The organism is Mesorhizobium sp. P2_E7 (assembly GCF_056403855.1).
In genome coordinates, this window is sequence record NZ_JBFUER010000004.1 from 144,276 (window position 1) to 167,924 (window position 23,649).

Genomic DNA, 23,649 nt, shown 5'->3' on the forward strand with positions numbered 1-23,649 from the left:
AGCTCTTTTGTTTGGACACTTGGCGCGAACGCATTACCTCTCGGATCGAACCCCGAACCGAGATCGAAGGACGACAGATGTTTGAATCACTTCAGGAGCGCCTTGGCTCCATCCTGAACGGCCTGACCGGCCGCGGCGCGCTGTCGGAGGCGGATGTCTCGGCAGCGCTGCGCGAGGTGCGCCGTGCGCTGCTCGAGGCCGACGTGGCGCTGGAAGTGGTGCGTTCCTTCACTGACAAGGTGCGCGAGAAGGCTGTCGGCGCCGCGGTCGTCAAGTCGATCAAGCCGGGACAGATGGTCGTCAAGATCGTCCATGACGAGCTGGTCGACATGCTGGGCGCCGAGGGCGTCGCCGTCGACCTCAATGCGCCCGCCCCGGTCGTCATCATGATGGTCGGTCTGCAGGGCTCCGGCAAGACGACAACCTCGGCCAAGATCGCCAAGCGGCTGACCGAGCGCCAGAACAAGAAGGTCCTGATGGCCTCGCTCGACACGCGGCGTCCGGCCGCGCAGGAGCAGCTCCGCCAGCTCGGCGAGCAGGTCAAGGTGGCGACGCTGCCGGTCATATCAGGCCAGAACCCGGTCGACATCGCCAAGCGCGCCGTGCAGGCGGCCAAGCTCGGCGGCCATGACGTCGTCATCCTCGACACCGCCGGCCGCACCCATATTGACGAGCCGCTGATGGTCGAAATGGCCGACATCAAGAAGGTGTCGAGCCCGCACGAGATCCTGCTGGTCGCGGATTCGCTGACCGGCCAGGACGCCGTCAACCTGGCCAAGAGCTTCGACGAGCGCGTCGGCATCACCGGCCTGGTGCTGACCCGCATGGACGGCGACGGCCGTGGCGGCGCAGCCCTTTCGATGCGCGCCGTCACCGGCAAGCCGATCAAGCTGATCGGCACCGGCGAAAAGATGGACGGGCTGGAGGAATTCCACCCCAAGCGCATCGCCGACCGTATCCTCGGCATGGGCGACATCGTCTCGCTCGTCGAAAAAGCCGCCGAAAACATCGACGCCGAACAGGCGGCGGCGATGGCCAAGAAGATGCAGTCGGGCAAGTTCGATTTGAACGACCTCGCCGGCCAGCTTCAGCAGATGTCGAAAATGGGTGGCATGGGCGGCATCATGGGCATGATGCCCGGCATGGGCAAGATGAAGGACCAGATGGCCGCCGCCGGCCTCGACGACAAGATGTTCGGCCGGCAGCTTGCCATCATCTCGTCGATGACCAAGGCCGAGCGCGCCAATCCCGATATTTTGAAACATTCGCGCAAGAAGCGCATTGCCGCCGGTTCCGGCACCGATGCGGCCGAAATCAACAAGCTCCTGAAAATGCATCGCGGCATGGCCGACATGATGAAGGCGATGGGCGGCAAGGGCAAAGGCGGCGGCCTGATGCGCGGCATGATGGGCGGCCTGGCCTCCAAGATGGGCCTCGGCGGCATGATGCCGGGTGGCATGGGCGGCATGGGCGGTGGCATGCCCGATCTGTCTAAGATGGACCCAAAGCAGCTCGAAGCCTTACAGAAGCAGGCGCAGGCCGCAGGCCTCGGCGGCATGAAGGGCCTGCCCGCTCCCGGCGGCGGTGGCCTGCCCGGTCTGCCCGGCGGCATGAAACTTCCGGGGCTTCCCAGCCTGGGCGGCGGCGGACTGCCCGGCCTCGGCAAGAAGAAGTGAGGACGCTATGAACGAAGAAAAGGACATGGCCGACGCCCGCACCATTCTGGCCGGCTATCGCGCTTCGATCGACAACATCGACGCCGCCCTCATCCACATGCTGGCCGAGCGCTTCCGCTGCACCAAGGCGGTCGGAGTGCTGAAGGCCGAGCATGGCCTGCCGCCGGCCGACCCGGCGCGCGAGCAGCAGCAGATTACCCGCCTTCGCCAGCTGGCGAAGGATGCCCATCTCGACCCCGATTTCGCGGAAAAATTCCTCAACTTCGTCGTCCGCGAAGTGATCCGCCATCACGAGCAGATCGCCGCGTCCAACGGCGCAAGCAAAGCCGGCTAAATATTAGCCAAACCTATCATTGAAATCAGAGCTTTTAGGAGAAATGAAATGGCACTGAAGATCAGACTGGCCCGTGCGGGCTCGAAGAAGCGTCCTTACTACCACGTCGTCATCGCCGACGCCCGTTCGCCACGCGACGGCCGGTTCATCGAGTCGATCGGCTCGTGGAACCCGCTGCTTCCGAAGGACGGCGAACGCGTCAAGGTCGACGCCGACCGCGTCAAGCATTGGCTGTCGCACGGCGCCCAGCCGACCGACCGCGTGCTGCGCTTCCTCGACGAGGCCGGCCTGCTCAAGCGCGAAGCCCGCTCCAACCCGAAGAAGGCCGAGCCGGGCAAGAAGGCGCAGGAACGCGCCGCTCTGCTGAAGAAGGCCCAGGAAGACGCAGCTGCAGCCGTTGCCGCCGCTGCCGCTGCCCCGGCCGAAGCGGAAGCAGCCACCGCCGAGTAAGCGTTCGCTTTCATCGCTTTAAGAAAACGGCGGGCCTAGGCCCGCCGTTTTTCGTTGACGTCCGCTCAATAGCCATCCGGGCAGCGGGCGATATAGACACGCCCATAGCGGTCCCGATAGCGGCAACGGTCCGGTTCGTTGGCCCGGCCGATCAGTGCTCCTGCAACGGCACCAACCGCGCCGCCAACGACGGCCCCTTCCACGGGATCATTTGCGACCGCAGCGCCTATGGCCGCTCCGCCCAGGCCGCCGACAGCCGCGCCTTTTTCCGTTTGCGAACAGGCGCCGAGCGCCGTTGCCAAGACCAGAATGGTAAGAATTTTCTTCATTGTCGTTCCTCTCCAACGGAAAGCGCCTCCACGCGCCTTGGCTCGACAACGCATGACACCGTGAATTGATCCATTAGAGGGAACGATGCGTTCCGGCCCATCCCAGCCGGGGCGGCTCGTCCTATTTCTCGGTCGCCTTCTTCAGGTTGGCGAGGCCCGCCTCGAAATCCTTGCCGATCAGCGTATCGAAATTCATGAACAGGCCCATCAGCTTGGCAATGAAAGGCCGGCTGCCGCGCATCGCCCAGGTGACGCTGGTGGTGTCACCGGCCGGCTTCAGGGTGAAGTCGACGCTGTTGTTGGCCCGGAACGGTTTTTCGAAATCGAGCTTCAGCGACACCAGCGAGGACGGCACGGAATTGACGATTTCCATGCGTCCCTTGCCGGCCTTGGCATTACCTTCCCAGGCATAGGCCGCGCCCTTGCCGGCATCAGTGCCGGACAGCGTGCGCTTCATCGCCGGGTCGAGCTTTTCGTAGGGTGACCATTCGGGCCAGTGCTTGAAATCGTTGATCAGCGGAAAGATTGCTTCCGGTGCAGCCTTGATGCTGGCCGTGCGGCTGGTGACGAAATCATTCGACCGTGTCGCGGCATAAAGAAGGACGGCGGCGATGATGATCATCAAAGTGATGAGGATGGTGGTGAACATCTTTTTCTCCTCTGCGCTTATTCGCTGAACGGGATCAGGGCACGCACGCGTGGGTCGCGCAGATACAGGCCGCCCCACAGGATGATGCCGAGATAGACGCTAAACAGCGTGTGCGAAAACAACGGGCTGCCGACACGCATATTGGTGGCGATGGCGCCGCCAAGATAGCCGGTCAGCAGGATGGCGCCGAGCACCGAGGTGCGCGGCAGCGCATAGAGCGCCGTCGAGATCAGCCCGATGACGCCGAGCAGGCGCGCGACGTTGACATCAGCCGGCCAGCCGAGCGGCACCATGGTCTGGGTGACGACGTCGAGCGGCGGCAGCTTGATGACGCCGTCGAAGATCATGAACAGGATGATGAGGCCGCTGAGTACGCGGCCGGTCCACAGGGTGCCCGACGAGGCAGGCGTGGTTTGAGAAATGCTCATGGTAGTTCCCTCCTGGGTGATTTCAGCCGTTTGCTGGCTTCGGACCAAGGACGGGCCACGAGGCGGCGATCCTACAGGGGCGGGATTCTTTTTGGGCGCGGCGGCATCACTCGTATCTAGGCCTAGGAGAAATAAAACTTTTCGGCCGGGATCATCTTCGGCGGCGTCTCGCCAAGCGCCTCGAACACCGAGATCTCGCAGACGCGGCAGAGGCCGTCCAGCGCAAGGTCGTTGGGCTGGGTGCCGAACGGATCCTCGAGCTCCTCCGATAACGCGTCGAGGCCGAAGAAAGTGTAGGCGATCAGCGCCGTGAACAGCGGCGTCGCCCAGCCGGCGGCGGAGGCCAGCCCGAATGGCAACAGCAGGCAGAAGATGTAGGCGGTCCGCTGCAGGAGCAGCGTGTAGGCAAAGGGCAGCGGCGTCCCGGCGATGCGCTCGCAGCCGGCCTGCGCAGCGGCGATTTCCGACAGCCGCTCATCGAGGATGCGGTAGCCGATCGTATCGATGGCACCTGCCTTGCGAAGTGCCGCGATCCGTCCGCCCATCCGCCGCACCATGGCGTCCGGTGCGTTGGCGGCCTTGGCGGCGCCTTCAACGTCGTTGCCGATGAAGGTGCGGGCTTCCGCCGTGGCGTCGACGCGCCTGAGCAGGCCGCGCAGGAAGTGACAGAAGGCGGTTGCTTCCATCAGCAGGCCGCGCAGTTCGGTGCGGTCCTCGATCAGGCCGCTCGAGGCGCGCGCGAGGTTGCGGATGTCGAAGACCAGTTGGCCCCACAGCTTGCGCGCTTCCCACCAGCGGTCATAGGCGGCGTTGTTGCGGAAGCCGAGATAGATCGACAGTGCGACGCCGAGCAATGCGAAGGGTGCCGTGCCGGCGTTGCCGAAGTCGAGCTTCAATGCCCTGACGATGACCACCACCATCGCGCCATAGGCGGCAAAGCCGAAGATTTGCGGCAGGATGCGCGGCACCACGGAGCCGCGCATGATGAAGAACAGATGCAGGAATCCCGGACGCGGGCGAACGATCATCGAAACCCCTTTCACGGACCGCTCTGGTCCTCAACTCGCCGATTGTGCGATGCGGCGGCCCCGGCTGGCCCAGCCGCCAGCGACATCGCCATGTCGTCTGCGCGGTCCGTGCCGGCTATCGGCATTGGCCGGTCGCGGCTATTGAAGACGTGCAAGCCACACACTTCTTGCATCAGGCGAGGACAGGAATGACCGGCGAGACCGATCTGAAAAAGCTGCTGGCGTCGATGACGCCCGAACTGCTTCCGGCCATCCATGTCTTCGTCACGCTCGCGCCTGGCGCTGCGCAGCCGCAAGGCGTCGACCCGGTGATGGTCTTTCGCGAACGAGAGGGTGTGACGCTGATTGTGACCGAGGACGCCGCAAGAGCAGTCGGCCTGGATGGCGCCTTCCCCAGCCGGATGATCACGCTAAACATCCATTCATCGCTGGAAGCCGTCGGCTTCCTCGCCGCCATCACCGCCCGGCTCGCCGCCGCCGGCATGGGCGTCAATCCGGTCTCGGCTTTCTATCACGACCATCTGTTTGTGCCTGCCGACCGAGCCGAGGAGGCGATGGAACTGCTGCGCCAGTTGGCCAGGGACAGTGTCGGCTGAGCTTCACAGACGCCGCACGTAGAGGATATCCGGCAGGCCTTCCTCATTGCCGGTGCCATCGCCGAACGCTTCGGCGCGAAAACCGTGGCGCTCGTAGAAACGCCGGGCGCCGGTGTTGGCCTGGAAGCAATGCAGTTTCACGATCCGCAGCGACGCGGTCGCTTGCATCAGCAGCGCGCTGCCGATGCCTTGTCCCGTCCAGACGGGGTCGAGATAGAGCTGTTCCACCCAATCGCCGCTGACGGCAATGAAGCCGGCAATGTTTTCGCCGGCATCGGCGACGGTCACCTGCTGACGGGGCAGCACGACATCGCGGATGAAGATAAGATCGTCGGCTGGCGTGTGGATGACCGGCATCCAGGAGAACGAGCCAAGTGCCGCCCGCATGAGCCGGGCGATGGCAGCGGCGTCGGAGCTGGTGGCGGGGCGCAGGATGATATCTACGGGCTGAGTGCTAGTCATGAAGGGAACGCAAACGTTTCACTCCGCTGGAGCACCCCTCATCCGTCTCGGCGCTAACGCGCCGATCCACCTTCTCCCACAAGGGGAGAAGGAAGAGGCGCCCCGGCCGAAGGCCGAGCCCGCGACTGCGGGCCGCCGGCTTTCCGGCGCCCCCGCGGAGGGCCCGCCGCGGCAGCGGCGATACGGCCCGTGAGCGACAATCAAACCGCCGTCAGGCCGCCTTCTTCTTCGGCTGGATCAGGCCGCGCTCGACCAGGAGTTCGGCGATCTGCACCGCGTTGAGCGCCGCGCCCTTGCGCAGATTGTCCGAGACAATCCACATCGACAGGCCGTTGTCGATGGTCGAGTCCTCGCGGATGCGCGAAATGAAGGTGGCGTCTTCACCGGCCGATTCCAGCGGCGTGATGTAGCCGCCGTCCTCGCGCTTGTCCAAGACCTGGCAGCCGGGAGCCTCACGCAGGATGTCGCGCGCCTCGTCGGCGGTGATCGGCTTTTCGAACTCGATGTTGACCGCTTCCGAATGGCCGATGAACACGGGCACGCGCACGCAGGTCGCCGTCAGCTTGATCTTTGGGTCGAGCATCTTCTTGGTCTCGGCGACCATCTTCCACTCTTCCTTGGTGAAGCCGTCGTCGAGGAAGACGTCGATATGCGGAATGACGTTGAAGGCGATGCGCTTGGTGAACTTCTTGACGTCGACCTGGTCGGCGACGAAGACGGCGCGGGTCTGCGTGAACAGCTCGTCCATGCCTTCCTTGCCGGCGCCGGATACCGATTGATAAGTGGCAACGACGACGCGCTTGATGGTGGCGAAGTCGTGCAGCGGCTTCAGCGCCACCACCAGCTGCGCCGTCGAGCAGTTCGGGTTGGCGATGATGTTCTTGCGCGAAAACAGCGAGATCGCATCCGGGTTCACTTCCGGCACGATCAGCGGCACGTCCTGGTCGTAGCGGAAGGCCGACGAATTATCGATGACGACGCAGCCCTGCTTGCCGATCTTGGGCGACCATTCCTTGGAGACGTTGCCGCCCGCCGACATGATGCAGATGTCGGTGTCGGAAAAGTCATACTGGTCGAGCGTCTTGACCTTCAGCGTGCGGTCGCCGAACGACACTTCGGTGCCCTGGCTTCGCCGCGACGCCAGCGCCACCACTTCGCTCACCGGAAAGCCGCGCTCTTCCAGAATATTGAGCATTTCCCGGCCCACATTGCCCGTGGCGCCGACTACCGCAACCTTGAAACTCATTCGAAATCTCCTGTCCCTCTCCGCCTGGTTTTTGGAGAAAACCCGCCGGCCAATGCGGGTTTCGTCCCCCGGGCCGGACCCGGGAGAGGGTGGTTAGGCCAAGGGAATCACACCGTTTTGGTGGTGGTTTTGGCCATGGTTTTGCTGGAACGGTAAGACGCGCCAACGCGCCCGGCCAGATGATTGTGGCCGGGGAAGTCGAATGCAAGAAGAGCCATCAAAAGGCCGCGCATCGAAAATGATCCCGTTCGATGCCGGCTTTTACGCGGTTTGCGGCAGGAGTCAATTGCACAGAAGCGCCGCTCGCTCTGTACAAGAGCGGCCGCAAGAAGTACGAACGCGCGAAATATTGTTTGGCTGGCGCGGCGTCAGCCCCGGCATGTGCTCCATGATGAGCCCAGACCCCGAATTCCGAAAGAGCAAGATGTCCAATTTCGAAGGTATCGTTCCTGCGCTGGCAGAGGCGCTGGAAAAACGTGGCTATGTCGAGCTGACGCCGGTGCAGAAGGCGGTGCTCGAGCTCGGCGAGGCTGACGCGCTGGTGTCGGCGCAGACCGGCTCCGGCAAGACCGTCGCCTTCGGCCTGGCCTTGGCGCCGACGCTGCTAGAAGGCGCAGAGCGCTTTGGCCCGGCCGGTGTGCCGCTGGCGTTGGCCGTTGCGCCGACGCGCGAACTCGCCTTGCAGGTGATGCGTGAATTGCAGTGGCTCTACGCGCCGACCGGCGCAACGGTCGCTTCCTGTGTCGGCGGCATGGATATGCGCAGCGAAAGGCGCGTGCTGGAGCGCGGCGCCCACATCGTCGTCGGCACGCCTGGCCGGCTGCGCGACCACATCACCCGAAACTCGCTCGACATGTCGGCGCTGAGAGCCGTGGTGCTGGACGAGGCCGACGAGATGCTCGATCTCGGCTTTCGCGAGGACCTTGAATTCATTCTCGACGCCGCACCCGCCCAGCGCCGCACGCTCATGTTTTCGGCCACAGTGCCGCGCTCGATCGCCACGCTGGCGCAAGGCTATCAGCGCGACGCCGTGCGCATCTCGGCCGGCGGCGAGGAAAAGCAGCATCTCGACATCGAATACCGGGCGCTGAATGTCGCCTACCCCGACCGCGAGAACGCCATCATCAACGTGCTGCGCTTTTATGAGGCCAAGAATGCGCTGGTGTTCTGCAATACCCGCGCCGCCGTCAACCATCTGACCGCTCGCTTCAACAACCGCAATTTTTCGGTCGTGGCGCTGTCGGGCGAGCTCAGCCAGAACGAACGCACCCACGCGCTGCAGGCGATGCGCGACGGCCGCGCCAAGGTCTGCATCGCCACGGATGTCGCGGCGCGCGGCATCGACCTGCCCAATCTCGAACTGGTCATCCACGCCGACCTGCCGACCAATCCTGAAACGCTGCTGCATCGCAGCGGCCGCACCGGCCGCGCCGGGCGCAAGGGCGTCAGCGCGCTGATCGTGCCCAACGGCGCCCGCAAGCGCACCGAACGCTTGCTGCAGAATGCCGGGCTGAAGGCGACATGGGCGAGCCCGCCCTCGGCCGACGACGTGATCAAGCGCGACGACGAGCGCATCCTTGCCGATCCGGCCTTCGACGAGCCGGTGGCCGAGGACGAGCGTGGCTTCATCGATGCGCTTCTGGCCAAGCATGGCGCCGAACAGGTTGCAGCCGCCTTCGTGCGCCAGTGCCGCGCCAGCCGCTCGGCCCCCGAAGATCTCATGGATGTCGCACCGTTTACGCCTTCGCGTGACAAACCGGCGGGCGAAAGGTTCGAGCGTCGGGACGAGGCGCCCAGCCGGCGCGACGATTTCGGCGATAGTGTCTGGTTCTCGCTGTCGATCGGACGCCGGCAAAATGCCGAGCCGCGCTGGCTGATCCCGATGCTGTGCCGCACCGGCAACATCTCCAAGCGCGAGATCGGCGCCATCAAGATGCAACAGGAGGAAACTTTTGTGCAGATCGCTGCCGACTGGGCCGACCGCTTCCTCGCCGCCATCGGCCCCGACAAGAAGCTGCAGGGCAACATCGTGGTGAAGCGCCTGGAAGGCACGCCCGATTTGTCGCGCGCCGGCTACCAGGCGCCCAAGCCTGACAAGAAGCCGCATCGCGGCAAGCGCCCGTTCGAGGCGCCGCAAAGCGCTCACAAGCCTAAATTCGAGAAGCGCCCCGCCGGCGATGCAAAGCCCTGGGCCGGGAAGCCGAAGTTCGACAAGGCCGGACCTCCGAAGAACAAGAAGCCGAAGAAGCGGCCGGAGTAGAATTTTGGGAACGCTGGAGGGACAGCACCCCCCTCTGTCCTGCCGGCCATCTCCCCCGCAAGGAGGGAGATCGGCAGCTTCTGCCTCAGCGCCCTCTCTTCAACGTTGGAGATTAGCGAAGGCGTTCGCGACATCTAATCTCCCCCCTTGCGGGGGAGATGTCCGGCAGGACAGAGGGGGGTGTGAAGGAACTCGACGGCGGGCGCTCGGTCTAGATCGTTGCGCCCTTGGGCCACGAAGGCATTTCGCCCATCCCCCTTGCGAACCTCTGTAACTTTGAACAGTCTGTGCCAACACGGGGGTGAGGCGGATGCAGGGCGAAGTTCTTCATTATGACGAGGCCCAGGGTTTTGGGTTCATCACCGGGGCGGACGGCAACCGCTACACGTTTGCGCGCGAGGATCTGCGCCGCGGTGCGGTGATTGCCAAGGGCGCCGTGGTCGAGTTCGTGCCTGCAAGCGGTCAGGCGCGCGACGTTTTCTCGATCCGCGCTCAGGCCGCCGGTCCGGCGACCGCAGCTCCCGCTGCAAGCGCCACGTCGCCCAAACCCGCCGCCGCTTCAGCCGCGCCGCAGCATTTCGGCCGCCTGGCAGAAGATGGCGCGGTCCACGATAGCGGGCTGCCGGGCTATTTCTGGCTGGGCGTGACGCGCAACTACATCAACTTCGCCGAGCGCGCGCGGCGCAAGGAATTCTGGGCCTACTGCCTGTTCTGGACCGTCAGCTTCATCCTGGTCGGTCTTGTCGGCGCGCTCGCCGACCAGACGATCGGCAATTTCAACGACGGCAACGGGCCGATCGTGATGATCGGCGTCTGGGGCCTGTTTGTGCTGGCGACGTTCCTGCCCTGGCTTGGGCTGATTGTACGCCGCCTGCACGACATCGGCCTGACCGGCTGGCTGGTCCTGCTGATTTTCGTGCCGACCTTCGGCACGCTTGCCATCATCGTGTTCGGACTGATCCCGACCCAGAACCACGAAAACCAGTGGGGGCCGGTGCCGCAAGGCGTCCGGCTCTAGCCAATTCGTTTCAGCGCCTCGGCCGACAGCCGGAGAAACACCTTCTGCCCGTGCCGCTCGGCGCCGAGCCGGTCGTAGAAACGCAAGGCGCCTTCGTTCCAGTCCTCGGTGGTGAGATCGATGCGGCCGATGCCTTCCCTGAGGCAATGGCCGGAGAGAAAGCCGAGCAGGGCCCGGCCGGCGCCGGCGTTGCGGGCATTCTCGCGCACGAACAGGTCTTTCAAAAACATCAGCCGTTCGAGATCGATGCCGGGATGCGCGATGGCCACCGAGGCGAGGCCCGCAACCTTGCCGTCGGCAAAGGCCAGCGCGAAATGCGGATAGGCCGGGCTTTCATCGCCAAGCCACTTTCGCGCGGTGGCCGCCGCGCGGCCATGATCGAGCGGCGCCTGCCGGTAGTGCGCCGCCATCTCGCAGAGCACAGTGGCAAGCGCTTCGGCGTCGTCGGTCGTCGCCCAGCGGACGTCGACCGCTACCGGATCAGCCAAGGAACTTGGCGATGATGGCATCGCCCATCGCGACCGTCCCGACCTCGGTCATGCCTTCGGACAAAATGTCCTTGGTGCGCAGCCCGTCGTCGAGCACGGCGGCGATTGCGCCTTCGAGCTTGTCGGCCTCGGCAACCATGCCGAAGGAATAGCGCAGGCACATGGCGAAGGACGCGATCATGGCGATCGGATTGGCGATGCCCTGGCCGGCAATATCGGGCGCCGAGCCATGCACCGGCTCGTACAGCGCCTTGCGCTTCTTGGTCTTCACGTCAGGCGCGCCGAGCGAGGCCGACGGCAGCATGCCGATCGAGCCCGTCAGCATGGCGGCGATGTCGGACAGCATGTCGCCGAACAGATTGTCGGTGACGATGACGTCGAACTGCTTTGGCCAGCGCACCAGCTGCATGCCGCCGGCATCGGCCAGCATATGGTCGAGCTTGACGTCGGCATAGCGCGCCTTCTGGGTCTGGGTGACGACCTCGTTCCACAGCACGCCCGACTTCATCACGTTGCGCTTTTCCATCGACGTGACGTGGTTCTTGCGGGCCCGCGCCAGTTCGAAGGCGACGCCCGAAATGCGCTCGATCTCGAACGTGTCGTAGACCTGCGTGTCGATGCCGCGCTTCTGGCCATTGCCGAGATCGATGATCTGCTTCGGCTCACCGAAATAGACGCCGCCGGTAAGCTCGCGCACGATAAGAATGTCGAGGCCTTCGACCACTTCCTGCTTGAGCGAGGAAGAGGCTGCAAGCGCCGGATAGCAGATGGCGGGACGAAGATTGGCGAACAGCTCCATGTCCTTGCGCAGGCGGAGCAACCCGGCCTCGGGGCGCACCTCGTAAGGTACCTTGTCCCATTTCGGCCCGCCGACGGCGCCGAACAGCACGGCGTCCGCCGCCATCGCCTTTGCCATGTCGGCATCGGAAATGGCCGCGCCATGCGCGTCGTAAGCACAACCGCCGACCAGCCCCTCATCGGTGGCAAAACCGCTGCCGAGCTTGGCGTTCATGGCCGCGATCAGTTTCTTCACCTCGGCCATCGCCTCGGGGCCGATACCGTCGCCGGCGAGCAGGAGAAGATTTTTTGAAGCCATCAGAACCGTCCCGATACTGTTTGGAGAAACCGCGGCCTTGCTAAACGCCAAGAGCTTGCGGCGCAAGGGGATGAAGAACGTTACGGCGCGCCGACCTCTCAGGACCTAGGTTCCTCGCCCCCGCCAGAGGCGGGGAGAGGTGTCCGCGAAGCGGACGGAGAGGGGGCCTTTTCGTAGGGCGCAGCCCCCTCTCCGTCTCGGCTTCGCCGAGCCACCTCTCCCCCACTTCGTGGGGGCGAGGAACCCAAGCTGGAGTAGCGCCATCACTTATGCGAGAGAATGTTGACCAATCGGCCGAACGGATCGCGCACATAGAAGCGGCGCACGCCCCAGGGCTCGTCGGCCGGACCGTATTCTATGGCGAAGCCAACGGCCTTCATGGCGTCGAGCGCCGCATCGACATCGTCGACCTCGATCGACAGGTCCGGCACCGGCGTGCCCGAGCCGCCTTGCGCCATGAAGCTGATCTGCACCTGCATCCGTTCGTCCGAACCGCAGGTGACGATCCAGCCCTGGTCCATCAGCACATCGAGGCCAAGCACGTCCTGGTAGAAGCGTTTCGCCGCCGCCGCGTCCTGTGTCCCGATATTGGCGACGATGCGCCGGACCGTCATGGCTCTGGCCTCCTCATGCCGTCCGCCGCAGCGCGGTGACCTCGATCTCGATCTTCATTTCGGGCTTGTTCAGCTTGCACACGATCATCGTTGCCGCCGGGCGGATGTCACCGAACGCCTCGCCGAGGATCGGGAAGACGACATCCACGAAAGCCTGGTCGGTGATGTAATAATGCGCCCGCACCACGTCGGCCATCTCGAAGCCGCCGTCCTGCAGCGCCTTGGCGATGGTGGCCAGGCAATTGCGCGTCTGCGCCTCGACCGTCTCCGGCATGGTCATGGTCGTGTAATCGTAGCCGGTGGTTCCGGAGACGAAGCACCAATCGCCCTGCACCACCGCGCGGGAGTAGCCAGCGGTTTTCTCGAAGGGTGATCCGGTGGAGATGAGTTTGCGCATGGGGATTCCTCGTGATCGCAGGCGCTCGTCTAGCAGAGGAGAGCTGGACCGGTCGTGGGCCAAGCCGAACGAACTGTTGTCACGAAGGCAAGGTCACGGCATGCATCCTCGGGTCAAACCCGAGGATGACGAACGCGTGGGTGGGCGTCACACCCGTCGTCGCACCTTAGTTCGCCGAGCCCAGTGCCTTGTCCAGCGCTTCCTTGACGTCGGCAGGCCATGTCGCGACCGGCGGCCAGGCGTCCGGGTCGGGCTTGTCGCCGCGGCGGGCGAAATAGAGCGTGTGCTTGGCCGGGTCGACCGCCATGAAGCCGTCATTGCCGCCGCAATCATGCGGCACGCAGCCGCTGGCATAGAAGGCGCCGGACGCCGTCTTTTCCGTGCCGCCGCCAACCAGCAGGCTGGTCGCCATGTCGGGCATGGTGTCGCCGAGCAGCGTCTGCGCCGCCTTGTAGACGGCCTCATTGTGGAAGGCGTCGATGATGTTCTGGTATTTGGACGGATCGATGTCCTTCCAGTCGGTGCCGGGCTCGGGGGCGTAGGTCAGGTCGCCCGAAATCGTCAGCCCTTCGGTGGGCGACCATTGCAGCGCTTGCTGCGAAGCGCCAGGCAACAGATGGGGCACGAAATAGATGGCATTGTCGGCCACCGCCGCCGGCGGCGCGCCGCATTCGTCCTGCTCGACGGTAAGGCTCTGGATCTCGCCGCCTTCCGGCTTCCAGACGATGACCGTGGCCGGGCCGCACTGGTTGCCGCCATCGCCGACATTGACCAGAGCGACGTTGACACCGCCGACCTTGACCACCTTGTCGAAGAACACGTCGTAATTGCTGGCAAGCTGCTTGCCGTCATAGGCCAGCACCTTCTCGCCATCCTGCTCCGGCTGGGTGATGGTCAGCTGCCCACCCTCGAACGGGATCGGCGCCTGGCTGTCATCGTCGGCCAGGGCCGCATTGCTCGACGCGCCCGGGTCGGCCCCGCCGGACGGATCTTCCGCCGGCACCAGCACCTTGTCGGTCTGTGCATACGCGCCGGCCACCGGCATCAGCATCCACGTCAGCGCGCAGGCCCCGGCAAGAAGCAAACGTGCCATGACTGTCCCTCCGTTCAGCCGTCACGAACCCGGCCGGCAGCGGCCGGGTCTATTCCGCTTAGATCGCCACTCAGGCCCAGGGGCGCTCGGCGGCGTTCTTCTTCTCGAACGAGGCGATGGCGCTGGCCTTTTCCATGGTCAGGCCGATATCGTCGAGGCCGTTGAGCAGGCAGTGGCGCTTGAAGTCGTCGAGGTCGAACTTGACCACGCCGCCGTCCGGCCCGCGGATTTCCTTGGCTTCGAGGTCAACCGACACCGTCGCGTTGGAGCCGCGCGAGGCGTCGTCCATCAGCTTGTCCAGATCTTCCGGGCTGACGGTGATCGGCAAAATGCCGTTCTTGAAGCAATTGTTGTAGAAAATGTCGGCGAACGAGGTCGAGATGACGCAGCGAATGCCGAAATCGAGCAGCGCCCACGGTGCGTGCTCACGGCTCGAACCGCAGCCGAAATTGTCGCCGGCGACCAGGATCTGCGCCTTGCGGTAGGCCGGCTTGTTGAGCACGAAATCCGGGTTTTCCGAACCGTCATCCTTGTAGCGCATTTCGGCGAACAGGCCGCTGCCGAGCCCGGTGCGCTTGATCGTCTTGAGATAATCCTTGGGGATGATCATGTCGGTGTCGACATTGACGATCGGCATCGGTGCGGCGACGCCGGTGAGCTTGGTGAATTTGTCCATGGCTTTTGCCCGTATTCTTGTTGCGGGAGATTGCTGACGCACCGTTTACACAAAGGCGTAGGCAAATAAAAGGCAACTGTTCGTGCGTGCCCGGATCGAAGGATCGGCGCGGCACCATCTTCAAAACCGGCCGCTGCTGGTGCACCTTGCGCTCATGACCACACAATCGAAGATAATCTATGCCAGCGAGCCGGAGCTCGACGTCGCCGAGTTCCGTCGCGTGCTGGTCGAATCCACACTCGGCGAAACGCGTCCTGTCGACGACGAAGCCCGCCTGCAGGCGATGCTTTCCGGCGCGAACATGGTGCTGACCGCGCGCCTCGGCATCGAAGGCCGACCACTGATTGGCGTTATCAGGGCCATCACCGACTTTTCCTGGGTCTGCTATATCTCCGAACTTGCCGTGTCTCAATCGGCGCAAGGGCTTGGCATCGGCAAGGGTCTTATGGACGAAGCCCGCCGACAACTGGGCCCGTCGGTCGCCATCAGCCTGATCTCGATGCCCGACGCCGTCGGCTTCTACGAGCGCATCGGCATGAAGCGCATGGCCGATGCCTTCTGGTTCTCCCGCAAGCGCTGACGCCACCCCAACAAACGAGGCGGCCGCTCGCTGTGACATCGCCTCTTGACATGCAACCATTTGGTTGCATATTAAACAGATGAGCATGGATGCCGTCTTTCGCGCCCTCGCCGACCCGACACGCCGGCACTTGCTGGATAGCCTCCATCACAGGAACGGGCAGACGCTGAACGCGCTGTGCGAACGGACGGATATGACACGCCAGGCTGTGACCAAGCATCTGGCGATCCTGGAAGAGGCGAACCTCATCACCACCGTCCGCAACGGACGTGAAAAGGAGCATTACCTGAATCCCGTTCCCATCAACGAAATCGCCGAACGCTGGATCGGCAAATTCGAACGAGGACGGCTGACCGCCCTCAGCGACTTGAAGAAGCGCCTTGAAAGGGAAGAGCCATGAGCAATGCCTTCGTCTATGTCACCTATATCCGCACCACGCCCGAGAAGCTCTGGGAGGCGCTGACCGAGCCGGAATTCCACCAGCGATATTTCCTCGGCGCCCAGATGCAGAGCGACTGGAAGAAAGGTTCGGCGTGGAAGATGGTCTATCCCGACGGCCGCGTCACCGACAGCGGCGAGATCGTCGATGTCGACCCGCCAAGGCGCCTGGTCATCAAATGGCGCAACGAGTTCATGCCGGACGTGAAGGCCGATGGCTACACGCATTGCACCTTCGTCATCGAACAGGAAGGCGACATGATGAAGCTCGCCGTCACCCATGCTGCGGACGGTCCGCACCGTCTTCTGGAACATGTCGGCAATGGCTGGCCGCTGGTGCTGTCGAGCCTGAAGAGCCTGCTCGAAACCGGCAAGGGTCTGTCGCGACCGGCATCAAAGGCGGCTTGACTCGTTTCGATAACGAAACAATCCCTTGGGAGGTTGCCATGATGCACGATCCAGTGGTGGCGCAGAGCATGACCAATGGCGAGACCATCATGGCAAGCGCCGAGATCGCCGCGCCACCGGAGCGCGTCTTCCACGCGCTGATTACGGACGAAGTCGAGCGCTGGTGGGGCTCAGCCGGCACCTACCGGATGAAGTATTGGTCGGCCGACCTGCGCGTAGGCGGTCGTTGGGGCGGCGTTATCTGCACCACCGATGGCAGGCACCTGCCTGCCGGCGGCGAATTCCTCGACATCGAGACGCCGCGCCGGATCGTGCAGACGCGCACCTATGGCTGGGACCATCCCGCCCTTGGCCGGCGGCAAACGACGGTTGCCTACCTGCTGGAGCCGATAGCCGGAGGCACACGCCTCACCATCTGCCATGGCGGCTTTGGCGGGCTGGGCGACGCCGCGGCCGAACATGCCGAGGACTGGGGACGAGTGCTGGGATGGCTGCGGGCGTATGTCGAGGGTGGAAAACTGGCGGCGGCTTAGAGGCTCTTCCTGCTCAAATCACATTCAATTCCCGAAACGCCCTACCCTCGGCGACCCGCTCATACCCGAACGCCGAGCAATCCACCGTCCTGTAGCCGCCATGCACCAAAAGCTCGGCCAGCGCCTTGCCGACCGCCGGCGCCTGCTGCAGGCCGTGGCCTGAAAATCCGTTGGCGAAGATGAAATTGCCGACTTCCGGGTGCGGCCCGATCACCGCGTTCTGGTCGAGCGTGTTGTAGTCGTAGTGACCGGCCCAGGCGCGTGTCGGCTTGATCGCCTCGAAGGCAGGGATACGGGTTGCCAGCACCGGCCAGATCACCTCTTCGAACAGCGGCCAGTCGACGTCGAAATCGCTGGGGTCCGCCGGACCGTCGCCCTCTTCCGGCTCGGCGCCGCCGGTGAGATAGACCGAGCCTTCCGGCCTGACATAGATGCCGGAGGGGTCGACCAGCAGCGGCATGTCGGCGTATTTCTCGCGCGCCTCGAAGACGAACACATTACGCTTGCGCGGTTCCACCGGCAGGGCCATGCCGGCCATGCCGGCCACCTTGCCGGCGTTTGGACCGGCAGCGTTGACGACGGTGCCGGCCTCGAGTTTTTCGCCATTGTCGAGGGTCACGCCGGTGACGCGTCCCCCCTGCCGCTCGATGCCGGTGACATCGGCGGCGATGAAATCGATCTTCTTGTCGCGCAGCGCCTTGCGGAACAGCGTCAGCATGGCATGCGCATCGAACCAGCCCTCGCCGGTGCGACCGAAAGCGCCGGCGCTGATGCCTTCCGTCGACAGCCAGGAAAAGCGCTTTGCCAGCTGGTCGGCATCCTCGAGCAGAATATCTGCGCCCTCGGCGACCTGCGCCTCGTGGTTGGCTTTCAGGATCGGCAGTCCGGCCTCGCCGGCGAGGATCAGATAGCCGCCCTCGCGAAAGCCGATATCGGCCTCAGTGCCGAAGGTCTCCTTCAGCCGCCGAAACAGTTTTAGCGTGAACTGCGACAGGCGGATGTTTTCCGGGATCGAGAATTGCTGGCGGATCGAGGCCATGGACAGCGTCGTCGCCGCATGGGCGAATTGCGGATCGCGCTCGATCAGCGCGATGGAGCCGGAAAAGCCTTCCTCGCGCAGATAGTAAGCGACCGAGGAGCCGACGATGGCTCCGCCGATGATGACGATGTCGTAGCGCACTCTGTTCTCCAATCCAGCGGTCACATCCTTACGCGGCCGGCAAGGAAATCTCGAAGCGCGTGCCGCGCCCGGAGTCAACCAGCGCGATCGTACCATCATGCGCTTTCAGGAGGGCCAGCACGATGCCGAGGCCCATGCCGGTGCCGCCGGACTCGCGCCGGGTGGTGAAGAATGGCTCGAAAATCCTGCTGCGATTGCTCGGCGAAATGCCGGCGCCGTCGTCGCTGACCGCAACGGCCACTTTGTCTTCGGCGGCTGTCGCAGCCAGCAAAACCCGCGTCGCGCCATGCCTGGCCGAATTGTCGATCAGATTGGCAAGCACGATCGCCGCATTCTCGGCCGATATCCGCAAACCAATTCCGCCACCCGCCTCGATGCTGACCGCCAGCCTGCCATCCACCGGCAGCAGCGCGAGCGCCGCGTCCAGCGACGTGCTTTCGCCGCTCGGCGCCAGGTTTTCGGCGCGCGCCAAGTCGAGCAGGCGCCGCACCAGCAGATTGAGCCTCCCGGCATCGGTGACGATGTTGCCGGAAAACCGCTTGCGCTCGGCCGCATCCATCGCCTCGCCGGAATCGCGCAACAGCTCGGCCGCGCCCTGGATCGCCGTCAGCGGCGATTTGAGCTCGTGCGAGACATGGGTGGCGAAAGTCTGGATGCTGTCCGAGCGCGCCTGCAGCTTTTCGGCCATGTCGAGAAAGGCGGCGGACAGCTCGGCCATTTCGTGCGTGCCGTGATGGTCGAGCGGCCGGATCGCGTCGCGGTCGCCGGCGGTGATGCGCCTTGTCCGCTCCATCAGCGCATAGATCGGCCGGCTGACGGTGCGCAGGAAGACCAGCGCGATCAGCAGCGTACCGAGGAGCATGGCGATGGCCGCCAGCGTCACCTTGCCGCGTTCGCCATAGAGATGTTTGATGATGTTGTTTGGCGTTCGCGACAGATAGACAACGCCGGCGACATGGCCGTCGACCGCAATCGGCATGGCGACGAAGACGCGAACCTTGGTGCCGCGGCTGACCGAATAGAGCGGCGGTGGCGGCTGGTCGGGAATGCGTTGCCTGAGCACGCTGGCATAGCGGCCGGCAAGCGCCTCGCGCACCTCCTCGACATGGGCGAGCGACAGGCCGACCTCATCGCGCCCGGCAATGACGACGCCCTTGGGATCGAGCAGCCGGAAGCCGGCCAGCGTGGTTTTCTGCGTGGAGTCTAGGATGCCGGACAGGCTGGCGCCGATCGCCGCAAAGGCCGGATCGGCGGTCGCGGCGACGCCGGCGGGCCGGGTCGGCATCAGATAGTCGGAGGCGAGATCGAGGCTCGGCTCGATCGGCTGGTAAGGCGAATCGTCGCCGCGGCTGGCATCGTCGTTCTCCGCCTCAACCGGCCCGCCAAGCTTGTCCTGGGAAATGCCGGCGTCGCGCACGTCCTGCGCATAGATGGCGGCGATGACGGCGCCTTGCGCGATCAGCTCGCCCTCGGTCTGGCGGATCAGCTGGTTTTCATAAAGCCGGAAGAAGAACAGGCCGACCAGCGGCAGCGCCAGCACCATGATGAGGATGGCGAGGACCACCGTGGCCAGCCTTGGCCGCCATTTGGTGCCGATCCATTTGCGGTCGCTCAGGCTCCGCATCGGCCAAGCCGGAAGCCGACCCCATGCACAGTTTCGATGGCGTCGTGGCAGCCCGCTACCGCCAGCTTGGCGCGGATGTTGCGGATATGGCTGTCGACGGTGCGGTCGGCGACATGGATGTTGGCGGCATAGGCGCTGGCCACCACCAGGTCGCGGCCCAGCACATGCGTTGGCCGCGCCAGGAAGCCTTTCAGGATCGAGAATTCGATCGCCGTCAGCGCCAGTGCCTTGCCGTCGAAACTGGCGCCATGGCTGGCCGGTGTCAGGCTGAGCTTGCCGTGCGCGAAGTTCCTGTCGTCGGCCGGGTCGGGCGCCACTGGGCGGGCGCGGCGCAAAATCACATTGACGCGCGCCACCAGTTCGCGTGGGCTGAACGGTTTCGTCACATAGTCGTCGCCGCCCATTTCGAGCCCGAGGATGCGGTCGATTTCCTCGTCACGCGCCGACAGGAACAGCACCGGCACGTCGGAGCGTTGCCTGAGCCGCCGGCAGACCTCCAGCCCGTCCATCTCCGGCATGCCGATGTCGAGCACGACGAGATCGGGCTCGCGGCGTTCGATGGCCTGCAGGGCGGCCGCGCCGTCAGACACACCTTGAGTCTTCATCCCTGCCTTTTCCAGCGCAAAGCAGATGATCTCGCGGATGTGCGGATCGTCGTCGGCGACCAGGATCTGATGCGGCATGGGTCTAGCGGTCCGGCGTGGATGGCATGGCAGGCGGTTGCTGTGCCGGAGGAAGCACGAGCGGGCCTCTCTTGTCGAGAATTTTGGCCAGACGCCAGCCGCGAAAGCTCCAGGCGCGCCACTTCTTCTGTTCGGCCATATAGTCGTCGATCATCACCTGGTCGGCCAGATAGGTGGTTTGGGTTCCGAATTTATGCATGTAGTAGCGGTCCAGCGCCGGCATGGCGGCAGCGCCGAACGAGCGCAGATACTGCGCATCGAGCGGGGTGCCGGAACCGGACATTTCAAGCGAGTGGTCGACATTGAAGTTGGCGATCGTTGCTGCAAAGTTGACGAAACAGCAGGCATAAAGCGTCGCCGATAACGTCAGAAGATTGGCCGAGAACAGCCATTCGTTGGATTTCCTGAGCGCGATGCGGGCGATGATCAGGGCAAGCCCTGATGCCACCAGCCCCATCCAGACGAAAGCCGCGATGCGCCAATAGGTCAGCGCATAGATGCCGACATAGAGGTCGAGCCGCAGGATCGACGAGATGACCAGCACGATGTTCTGCGCCGCCCAGGCATAGACCAGCCGGCGGATCAGCGGATCGCTTGATGTTTCGCTGCCCGGCCGCAGCGCCGCCAGCACGAAGCCGGCGGCCAGCAACGCGGTAACGATCAGCGGATAGGCGCCGCGATGCGCATAGGCGGCGTAGCTCATGCCATCGGGAAGCGCGACCCCACCCCAGAGATAGGCGGCATCAAGCCCGGTCTGCAACGCAAACAGGGCGTTGAAGACGAGCAGTGCGCGCAGGATGGCGCCATTGCCGAAGACGATATCCTCGACGACATGTCGCTCCGATTTGGCCGCCGGTTGGGCGCCGGCAAGGTTCTGCCGCGGAATGCGGCGCGGAAAGCGCGGCAGGCGTGGCCGCAGCAAGGCCCAGACGCCGGCGAGCACGAGCAGCCAGAAGGCAATCCGCGCCAGCTGGATGAGATCGAGGAGCTTCATCAGGTCGATCAGCGACAGCCAGTAATCGATGACCGGATTGGCGGCGCCGAACAGCGTCAGGAACACAGCGCCCAGCGTCAACGGCATGACCCAGACCGCGATGGACGCAAACCGGATCCGCCGCCGGCCGAACCGGCGCGCCGTCTTGCGCCAGCGAATGAAGTCGCTGGCGATTCGCAGCGGCACTGCCAGGAGAAACAATGCGATCTGACCGGCAATGCGGGCAACGCTGCGCCGCAGCCGACCGGCCAGCGACAGCGCAAACACCACCATGGCAACGAGCGCGACCGAGACCGACAGCGGGCTGACATTTTCGGCCAGCGGCAGCAGCGCGACGAACAGGGCGGCCGGCCTGAGCCACGGCATCGGGGAATTGAGGGCAGCGGGATGCACGGCGACAACCGCGCCGGCCGTCACGATGGCGAACAAAAGGACGGTGATCCCGGCCGGCTGGTCGTAGAAGAAAAAATCCGCCAGCGCGACGAGCAGGACGGCGCTGCCGAAGCGGCTGCAAAAGGTCGGCGAAAGGGACGATGTCATGCACGGACTTTCCTGATGATCCCGCCGGCGGGCGGGCGGATAAAAGGGAGCAGGCTTGCCTCGTGGCGAGGGCGGGCCTCCGGCCGCGGCGGTTCGACCAGCCACCAGCTTTCGCTGCGCAGCCGGTAAGGCAGGGACCAACGGTGGATGTTTCGCTGTTGCATGCCGCTGTTGTCGCGGATCCGCATGGATACGACAGGGCACAGCGGAGGAGGTTTTCCGCAGAAACGTGCAGTTTTCGTGCAGGACCTGCGCTTCGAGGCTGGGGCGCTCCCCTAGCTAGGCTCCTTTCCTCTCCCTCCGGAGGGGGGAGAGGTGGCTCGGCGAAGCCGAGACGGAGTGGGGGAACCACCTGGCAATCGCCGCGAACGGACATAGGAAGGGCACTAGGCACAAGCATCGCCTTGCCTTGCGCCGAGGGGTCGACCCCCACTCCGTCGAGCTTCGCTCGACACCTCTCCCCCGATCGACGGGGGAGAGGAAGGGCGCCCTTCCGCAACTGCCGAGGAGGACAGGCAGGTGAAGCGCCAGCTTCGGCGATTGGCTCGCAGCCCAGCCGAAGCGACTGTTCCACCCTTGCCTCACCCGCTCCCTGGCGGCATAGATCGGCCATGACAAGCGAACCCTACCGCCCGCGCCGCTCTGTACTCTACGTCCCGGCCTCCAACGACAAGGCGCTGGCCAAGATCGCGACGCTTGCCTGCGATGCCGTGATCATCGACCTCGAAGACGCCGTTGCCCCCGCCGACAAGATCGCCGCGCGCGAAAAACTGGCCGGCATTTTCACCAGCCGGCCGAAACAGCACTGCGAGATGATCGTGCGCGTCAACGCACTGGCCAGCGAATGGGGCGCCGACGACCTGCTGGCCGCGGCGAAATTCGAGCCCGACGGCATCCTGCTGTCCAAGGTCGCCACACCGCGCGACGTCCTCGAAGTCGGCGACGTCCTCGACGACAATTTTGCCCCCGACAGCATCAAGCTCTGGGCGATGATCGAAACGCCGAAAGCCATGCTCAACATCGGCGCCATCGCCGAACTCGGCCGCGACCCGGCCTCACGCCTCAATTGTTTCGTTGCCGGAACGAACGATCTGGTCAAGGAAACCGGCGTTCTGGCGACGCCCGACCGGCGCTACCTCGTGCCGTGGTTGATGCAGATGGTGCTGGCGGCGCGCGCCGGCGGCATCGACATGCTCGACGGCGTCTCCAACGATTTTCGCGATCCTGAAGCCTTTGCGCGCGAGTGCACGGAAGCCGCCGCCATGGGCTTCGACGGCAAGACGCTGATCCATCCGGCTCAGATCGACGCCGCCAATCGCACCTTTGCGCCCGCGCCCGAAGCCTTGGCCGAGGCGCGCGCGGTGAAGGACGCTTTCGCCTTGCCGGAAAATGCCGGCAAGGGCGTGATTGCGCTGGACGGCAGGATGGTCGAGCGGCTGCATCTGGCGCAGGCCGAAAAACTGCTGGCGAAGGCGGCCGCCATCAGCGCATGATTGGCTAAGCCGGCTTCGAAAAAGATCACGCCTGACAACTCGGAATTCCAGGACAGGACCTGACCCATGAGACTTTACCGCTTTCTATCCGCCCCTGACGATTCCACCTTCTGCCACAAGGTGACCGCGGCGTTGAACAAGGGCTGGCACCTCTACGGCTCGCCGACCTACGCCTACGACAAGAAGACCAAGTCGATGCGCTGCGGTCAGTCGGTGGTGAAGGACATCGACGGCCAGGAATACGGGCCGGATACCAAGCTGAGCGACTGGTAGGCTTGCAAGCACCGACGCAGGCTGTGTCGAGATTCAGGTCAGGCCGAGCCGAGAATGGCTGAT

The 23,649-nt window shown here is 64.3% G+C and carries 29 protein-coding genes; 12 read left to right on the forward strand and 17 right to left on the reverse strand.

Features of this window, described 5'->3' with window-relative positions:
* The first annotated feature begins 77 nt into the window (after nucleotides 1-77).
* From ffh to rpsP, 3 genes are read left to right on the forward strand one after another with little or no spacing between them, the layout of a single operon-like run.
* Entirely contained in the window at nucleotides 78-1,676 is a 1,599-nt protein-coding gene (gene ffh, locus AC1DYC_RS21950) for a signal recognition particle protein (RefSeq protein ID WP_477409867.1), read from the forward strand.
* Between the two features lie 7 nt (nucleotides 1,677-1,683).
* Nucleotides 1,684-2,010 carry a chorismate mutase gene (locus tag AC1DYC_RS21955; RefSeq protein ID WP_454575617.1) on the forward strand — a complete coding sequence of 109 codons (327 nt, stop codon included), beginning with the start codon at nucleotides 1,684-1,686 and terminating at the stop codon, nucleotides 2,008-2,010.
* Nucleotides 2,011-2,058: 48 nt separating this feature from the next.
* On the forward strand, nucleotides 2,059-2,460 hold the full coding sequence (rpsP, locus tag AC1DYC_RS21960) for a 30S ribosomal protein S16 (protein ID WP_112560130.1): 402 nt from the start codon (nucleotides 2,059-2,061) through the stop codon (nucleotides 2,458-2,460).
* A 65-nt stretch (nucleotides 2,461-2,525) separates the two neighbouring features.
* Here the strand turns inward: rpsP and AC1DYC_RS21965 are convergent, their stop codons facing one another.
* The 4 genes from AC1DYC_RS21965 to AC1DYC_RS21980 all read right to left on the reverse strand — a co-directional run bounded on the left by AC1DYC_RS21965 (nucleotide 2,526) and on the right by AC1DYC_RS21980 (nucleotide 4,894).
* A complete protein-coding gene (locus AC1DYC_RS21965) occupies nucleotides 2,526-2,789 on the reverse strand; it encodes a glycine zipper domain-containing protein (protein ID WP_352586425.1) in 264 nt (87 codons plus the stop codon).
* Between the two features lie 121 nt (nucleotides 2,790-2,910).
* On the reverse strand, nucleotides 2,911-3,438 hold the full coding sequence (locus AC1DYC_RS21970) for an SRPBCC family protein (RefSeq protein WP_477409869.1): 528 nt from the start codon (nucleotides 3,436-3,438) through the stop codon (nucleotides 2,911-2,913).
* A gap of 17 nt (nucleotides 3,439-3,455) precedes the next feature.
* Entirely contained in the window at nucleotides 3,456-3,866 is a 411-nt protein-coding gene (locus AC1DYC_RS21975) for a DoxX family protein (protein ID WP_477409871.1), read from the reverse strand.
* Nucleotides 3,867-3,988: 122 nt separating this feature from the next.
* Complete coding sequence (locus AC1DYC_RS21980; protein WP_477308988.1) at nucleotides 3,989-4,894, reverse strand: bestrophin family protein; 906 nt, start codon at nucleotides 4,892-4,894, stop codon at nucleotides 3,989-3,991.
* A gap of 188 nt (nucleotides 4,895-5,082) precedes the next feature.
* Between AC1DYC_RS21980 and AC1DYC_RS21985 the strand changes: the two genes are divergently transcribed.
* The gene (locus AC1DYC_RS21985; RefSeq protein WP_477409873.1) at nucleotides 5,083-5,490 is read left to right on the forward strand and encodes an ACT domain-containing protein; all 408 of its coding nucleotides are present in this window, start codon (nucleotides 5,083-5,085) and stop codon (nucleotides 5,488-5,490) included.
* Between the two features lie 3 nt (nucleotides 5,491-5,493).
* Here the strand turns inward: AC1DYC_RS21985 and AC1DYC_RS21990 are convergent, their stop codons facing one another.
* The 3 genes from AC1DYC_RS21990 to AC1DYC_RS22000 all read right to left on the reverse strand — a co-directional run bounded on the left by AC1DYC_RS21990 (nucleotide 5,494) and on the right by AC1DYC_RS22000 (nucleotide 7,431).
* Nucleotides 5,494-5,952, reverse strand: a complete 459-nt coding sequence (locus tag AC1DYC_RS21990; protein WP_477409875.1) for an N-acetyltransferase family protein — start codon at nucleotides 5,950-5,952, stop codon at nucleotides 5,494-5,496.
* 211 nt (nucleotides 5,953-6,163) lie between these two features.
* Entirely contained in the window at nucleotides 6,164-7,198 is a 1,035-nt protein-coding gene (locus AC1DYC_RS21995) for an aspartate-semialdehyde dehydrogenase (RefSeq protein ID WP_477345540.1), read from the reverse strand.
* Between the two features lie 107 nt (nucleotides 7,199-7,305).
* Nucleotides 7,306-7,431 (reverse strand): hypothetical protein, encoded by a 126-nt coding sequence (locus tag AC1DYC_RS22000; protein WP_477265864.1) that lies wholly within the window; start codon nucleotides 7,429-7,431, stop codon nucleotides 7,306-7,308.
* A gap of 191 nt (nucleotides 7,432-7,622) precedes the next feature.
* On the opposite strand from AC1DYC_RS22000, the gene AC1DYC_RS22005 reads away from it, so the two are divergent.
* Both AC1DYC_RS22005 and AC1DYC_RS22010 read left to right on the forward strand, forming a co-directional pair.
* Nucleotides 7,623-9,458, forward strand: coding sequence for a DEAD/DEAH box helicase (locus AC1DYC_RS22005; RefSeq protein ID WP_477409877.1), 1,836 nt, complete (start codon nucleotides 7,623-7,625; stop codon nucleotides 9,456-9,458).
* A gap of 310 nt (nucleotides 9,459-9,768) precedes the next feature.
* Entirely contained in the window at nucleotides 9,769-10,476 is a 708-nt protein-coding gene (locus tag AC1DYC_RS22010; protein ID WP_477409879.1) for a DUF805 domain-containing protein, read from the forward strand.
* On the opposite strand, the gene AC1DYC_RS22015 is transcribed toward AC1DYC_RS22010, so the two are convergent.
* The 6 genes from AC1DYC_RS22015 to leuD form a co-directional block, all read right to left on the reverse strand.
* Complete coding sequence (locus tag AC1DYC_RS22015) at nucleotides 10,473-10,964, reverse strand: N-acetyltransferase family protein (protein WP_477409881.1); 492 nt, start codon at nucleotides 10,962-10,964, stop codon at nucleotides 10,473-10,475. The genes AC1DYC_RS22010 and AC1DYC_RS22015 overlap by 4 nt on opposite strands.
* The gene (gene leuB, locus AC1DYC_RS22020; RefSeq protein WP_477409883.1) at nucleotides 10,957-12,060 is read right to left on the reverse strand and encodes a 3-isopropylmalate dehydrogenase; all 1,104 of its coding nucleotides are present in this window, start codon (nucleotides 12,058-12,060) and stop codon (nucleotides 10,957-10,959) included. The genes AC1DYC_RS22015 and leuB overlap by 8 nt, the downstream gene beginning before the upstream one ends.
* A 263-nt stretch (nucleotides 12,061-12,323) precedes the next feature.
* A complete protein-coding gene (locus AC1DYC_RS22025) occupies nucleotides 12,324-12,674 on the reverse strand; it encodes a VOC family protein (RefSeq protein ID WP_477409885.1) in 351 nt (116 codons plus the stop codon).
* A 13-nt stretch (nucleotides 12,675-12,687) separates the two neighbouring features.
* Entirely contained in the window at nucleotides 12,688-13,071 is a 384-nt protein-coding gene (locus tag AC1DYC_RS22030; RefSeq protein ID WP_477409887.1) for a RidA family protein, read from the reverse strand.
* A 166-nt stretch (nucleotides 13,072-13,237) separates the two neighbouring features.
* Nucleotides 13,238-14,164, reverse strand: a complete 927-nt coding sequence (locus tag AC1DYC_RS22035; protein WP_477409889.1) for a hypothetical protein — start codon at nucleotides 14,162-14,164, stop codon at nucleotides 13,238-13,240.
* Between the two features lie 70 nt (nucleotides 14,165-14,234).
* Complete coding sequence (leuD, locus tag AC1DYC_RS22040) at nucleotides 14,235-14,840, reverse strand: 3-isopropylmalate dehydratase small subunit (RefSeq protein WP_477409891.1); 606 nt, start codon at nucleotides 14,838-14,840, stop codon at nucleotides 14,235-14,237.
* A 154-nt stretch (nucleotides 14,841-14,994) separates the two neighbouring features.
* Between leuD and AC1DYC_RS22045 the strand changes: the two genes are divergently transcribed.
* The 4 genes from AC1DYC_RS22045 to AC1DYC_RS22060 all read left to right on the forward strand — a co-directional run bounded on the left by AC1DYC_RS22045 (nucleotide 14,995) and on the right by AC1DYC_RS22060 (nucleotide 16,799).
* Nucleotides 14,995-15,420, forward strand: coding sequence for a GNAT family N-acetyltransferase (locus AC1DYC_RS22045; protein WP_477409893.1), 426 nt, complete (start codon nucleotides 14,995-14,997; stop codon nucleotides 15,418-15,420).
* Between the two features lie 85 nt (nucleotides 15,421-15,505).
* Complete coding sequence (locus AC1DYC_RS22050) at nucleotides 15,506-15,820, forward strand: ArsR/SmtB family transcription factor (RefSeq protein WP_477309016.1); 315 nt, start codon at nucleotides 15,506-15,508, stop codon at nucleotides 15,818-15,820.
* The gene (locus AC1DYC_RS22055; RefSeq protein ID WP_477345552.1) at nucleotides 15,817-16,266 is read left to right on the forward strand and encodes an SRPBCC family protein; all 450 of its coding nucleotides are present in this window, start codon (nucleotides 15,817-15,819) and stop codon (nucleotides 16,264-16,266) included. Before AC1DYC_RS22050 ends, AC1DYC_RS22055 begins: the two co-directional genes overlap by 4 nt.
* A gap of 38 nt (nucleotides 16,267-16,304) precedes the next feature.
* The gene (locus AC1DYC_RS22060; RefSeq protein ID WP_477309020.1) at nucleotides 16,305-16,799 is read left to right on the forward strand and encodes an SRPBCC family protein; all 495 of its coding nucleotides are present in this window, start codon (nucleotides 16,305-16,307) and stop codon (nucleotides 16,797-16,799) included.
* 13 nt (nucleotides 16,800-16,812) lie between these two features.
* Here AC1DYC_RS22060 and AC1DYC_RS22065 read toward each other — a convergent pair whose 3' ends face one another.
* From AC1DYC_RS22065 to AC1DYC_RS22080, 4 genes are read right to left on the reverse strand one after another with little or no spacing between them, the layout of a single operon-like run.
* Nucleotides 16,813-17,979 carry an NAD(P)/FAD-dependent oxidoreductase gene (locus AC1DYC_RS22065; RefSeq protein ID WP_477409895.1) on the reverse strand — a complete coding sequence of 389 codons (1,167 nt, stop codon included), beginning with the start codon at nucleotides 17,977-17,979 and terminating at the stop codon, nucleotides 16,813-16,815.
* A 28-nt stretch (nucleotides 17,980-18,007) separates the two neighbouring features.
* Nucleotides 18,008-19,603: an ATP-binding protein gene (locus AC1DYC_RS22070; RefSeq protein ID WP_477409897.1), complete on the reverse strand. Its 1,596-nt coding sequence runs from the start codon at nucleotides 19,601-19,603 to the stop codon at nucleotides 18,008-18,010.
* Entirely contained in the window at nucleotides 19,591-20,286 is a 696-nt protein-coding gene (locus tag AC1DYC_RS22075) for a response regulator (RefSeq protein WP_477409899.1), read from the reverse strand. Before AC1DYC_RS22075 ends, AC1DYC_RS22070 begins: the two co-directional genes overlap by 13 nt.
* Nucleotides 20,287-20,290: 4 nt before the next feature.
* Entirely contained in the window at nucleotides 20,291-21,820 is a 1,530-nt protein-coding gene (locus AC1DYC_RS22080) for a DUF4153 domain-containing protein (protein WP_477409901.1), read from the reverse strand.
* A gap of 611 nt (nucleotides 21,821-22,431) precedes the next feature.
* On the opposite strand from AC1DYC_RS22080, the gene AC1DYC_RS22085 reads away from it, so the two are divergent.
* Together AC1DYC_RS22085 and AC1DYC_RS22090 are read left to right on the forward strand one after the other, a co-directional pair.
* Nucleotides 22,432-23,313, forward strand: a complete 882-nt coding sequence (locus tag AC1DYC_RS22085) for an HpcH/HpaI aldolase/citrate lyase family protein (protein ID WP_477409903.1) — start codon at nucleotides 22,432-22,434, stop codon at nucleotides 23,311-23,313.
* 66 nt (nucleotides 23,314-23,379) lie between these two features.
* On the forward strand, nucleotides 23,380-23,586 hold the full coding sequence (locus AC1DYC_RS22090) for a DUF1737 domain-containing protein (RefSeq protein WP_023699283.1): 207 nt from the start codon (nucleotides 23,380-23,382) through the stop codon (nucleotides 23,584-23,586).
* Nucleotides 23,587-23,649 lie beyond the last annotated feature (63 nt).

Excerpts from the sequence above, each read along its gene's own strand:
- ffh (WP_477409867.1), top strand. The coding sequence starts at position 78 with ATGTTTGAATCACTTCAGGAGCGCCTTGGCTCCATCCTGAACGGCCTG.
- AC1DYC_RS21955 (WP_454575617.1), top strand. The coding sequence starts at position 1,684 with ATGAACGAAGAAAAGGACATGGCCGACGCCCGCACCATTCTGGCCGGC.
- rpsP (WP_112560130.1), top strand. The coding sequence starts at position 2,059 with ATGGCACTGAAGATCAGACTGGCCCGTGCGGGCTCGAAGAAGCGTCCT.
- AC1DYC_RS21965 (WP_352586425.1), bottom strand. The coding sequence starts at position 2,789 with ATGAAGAAAATTCTTACCATTCTGGTCTTGGCAACGGCGCTCGGCGCC.
- AC1DYC_RS21970 (WP_477409869.1), bottom strand. The coding sequence starts at position 3,438 with ATGTTCACCACCATCCTCATCACTTTGATGATCATCATCGCCGCCGTC.
- AC1DYC_RS21975 (WP_477409871.1), bottom strand. The coding sequence starts at position 3,866 with ATGAGCATTTCTCAAACCACGCCTGCCTCGTCGGGCACCCTGTGGACC.
- AC1DYC_RS21980 (WP_477308988.1), bottom strand. The coding sequence starts at position 4,894 with ATGATCGTTCGCCCGCGTCCGGGATTCCTGCATCTGTTCTTCATCATG.
- AC1DYC_RS21985 (WP_477409873.1), top strand. The coding sequence starts at position 5,083 with ATGACCGGCGAGACCGATCTGAAAAAGCTGCTGGCGTCGATGACGCCC.
- AC1DYC_RS21990 (WP_477409875.1), bottom strand. The coding sequence starts at position 5,952 with ATGACTAGCACTCAGCCCGTAGATATCATCCTGCGCCCCGCCACCAGC.
- AC1DYC_RS21995 (WP_477345540.1), bottom strand. The coding sequence starts at position 7,198 with ATGAGTTTCAAGGTTGCGGTAGTCGGCGCCACGGGCAATGTGGGCCGG.
- AC1DYC_RS22000 (WP_477265864.1), bottom strand. The coding sequence starts at position 7,431 with ATGCGCGGCCTTTTGATGGCTCTTCTTGCATTCGACTTCCCCGGCCAC.
- AC1DYC_RS22005 (WP_477409877.1), top strand. The coding sequence starts at position 7,623 with ATGTCCAATTTCGAAGGTATCGTTCCTGCGCTGGCAGAGGCGCTGGAA.
- AC1DYC_RS22010 (WP_477409879.1), top strand. The coding sequence starts at position 9,769 with ATGCAGGGCGAAGTTCTTCATTATGACGAGGCCCAGGGTTTTGGGTTC.
- leuB (WP_477409883.1), bottom strand. The coding sequence starts at position 12,060 with ATGGCTTCAAAAAATCTTCTCCTGCTCGCCGGCGACGGTATCGGCCCC.
- AC1DYC_RS22025 (WP_477409885.1), bottom strand. The coding sequence starts at position 12,674 with ATGACGGTCCGGCGCATCGTCGCCAATATCGGGACACAGGACGCGGCG.
- AC1DYC_RS22030 (WP_477409887.1), bottom strand. The coding sequence starts at position 13,071 with ATGCGCAAACTCATCTCCACCGGATCACCCTTCGAGAAAACCGCTGGC.
- AC1DYC_RS22035 (WP_477409889.1), bottom strand. The coding sequence starts at position 14,164 with ATGGCACGTTTGCTTCTTGCCGGGGCCTGCGCGCTGACGTGGATGCTG.
- leuD (WP_477409891.1), bottom strand. The coding sequence starts at position 14,840 with ATGGACAAATTCACCAAGCTCACCGGCGTCGCCGCACCGATGCCGATC.
- AC1DYC_RS22045 (WP_477409893.1), top strand. The coding sequence starts at position 14,995 with ATGACCACACAATCGAAGATAATCTATGCCAGCGAGCCGGAGCTCGAC.
- AC1DYC_RS22050 (WP_477309016.1), top strand. The coding sequence starts at position 15,506 with ATGGATGCCGTCTTTCGCGCCCTCGCCGACCCGACACGCCGGCACTTG.
- AC1DYC_RS22055 (WP_477345552.1), top strand. The coding sequence starts at position 15,817 with ATGAGCAATGCCTTCGTCTATGTCACCTATATCCGCACCACGCCCGAG.
- AC1DYC_RS22060 (WP_477309020.1), top strand. The coding sequence starts at position 16,305 with ATGATGCACGATCCAGTGGTGGCGCAGAGCATGACCAATGGCGAGACC.
- AC1DYC_RS22070 (WP_477409897.1), bottom strand. The coding sequence starts at position 19,603 with ATGCGGAGCCTGAGCGACCGCAAATGGATCGGCACCAAATGGCGGCCA.
- AC1DYC_RS22075 (WP_477409899.1), bottom strand. The coding sequence starts at position 20,286 with ATGCCGCATCAGATCCTGGTCGCCGACGACGATCCGCACATCCGCGAG.
- AC1DYC_RS22080 (WP_477409901.1), bottom strand. The coding sequence starts at position 21,820 with ATGACATCGTCCCTTTCGCCGACCTTTTGCAGCCGCTTCGGCAGCGCC.
- AC1DYC_RS22085 (WP_477409903.1), top strand. The coding sequence starts at position 22,432 with ATGACAAGCGAACCCTACCGCCCGCGCCGCTCTGTACTCTACGTCCCG.
- AC1DYC_RS22090 (WP_023699283.1), top strand. The coding sequence starts at position 23,380 with ATGAGACTTTACCGCTTTCTATCCGCCCCTGACGATTCCACCTTCTGC.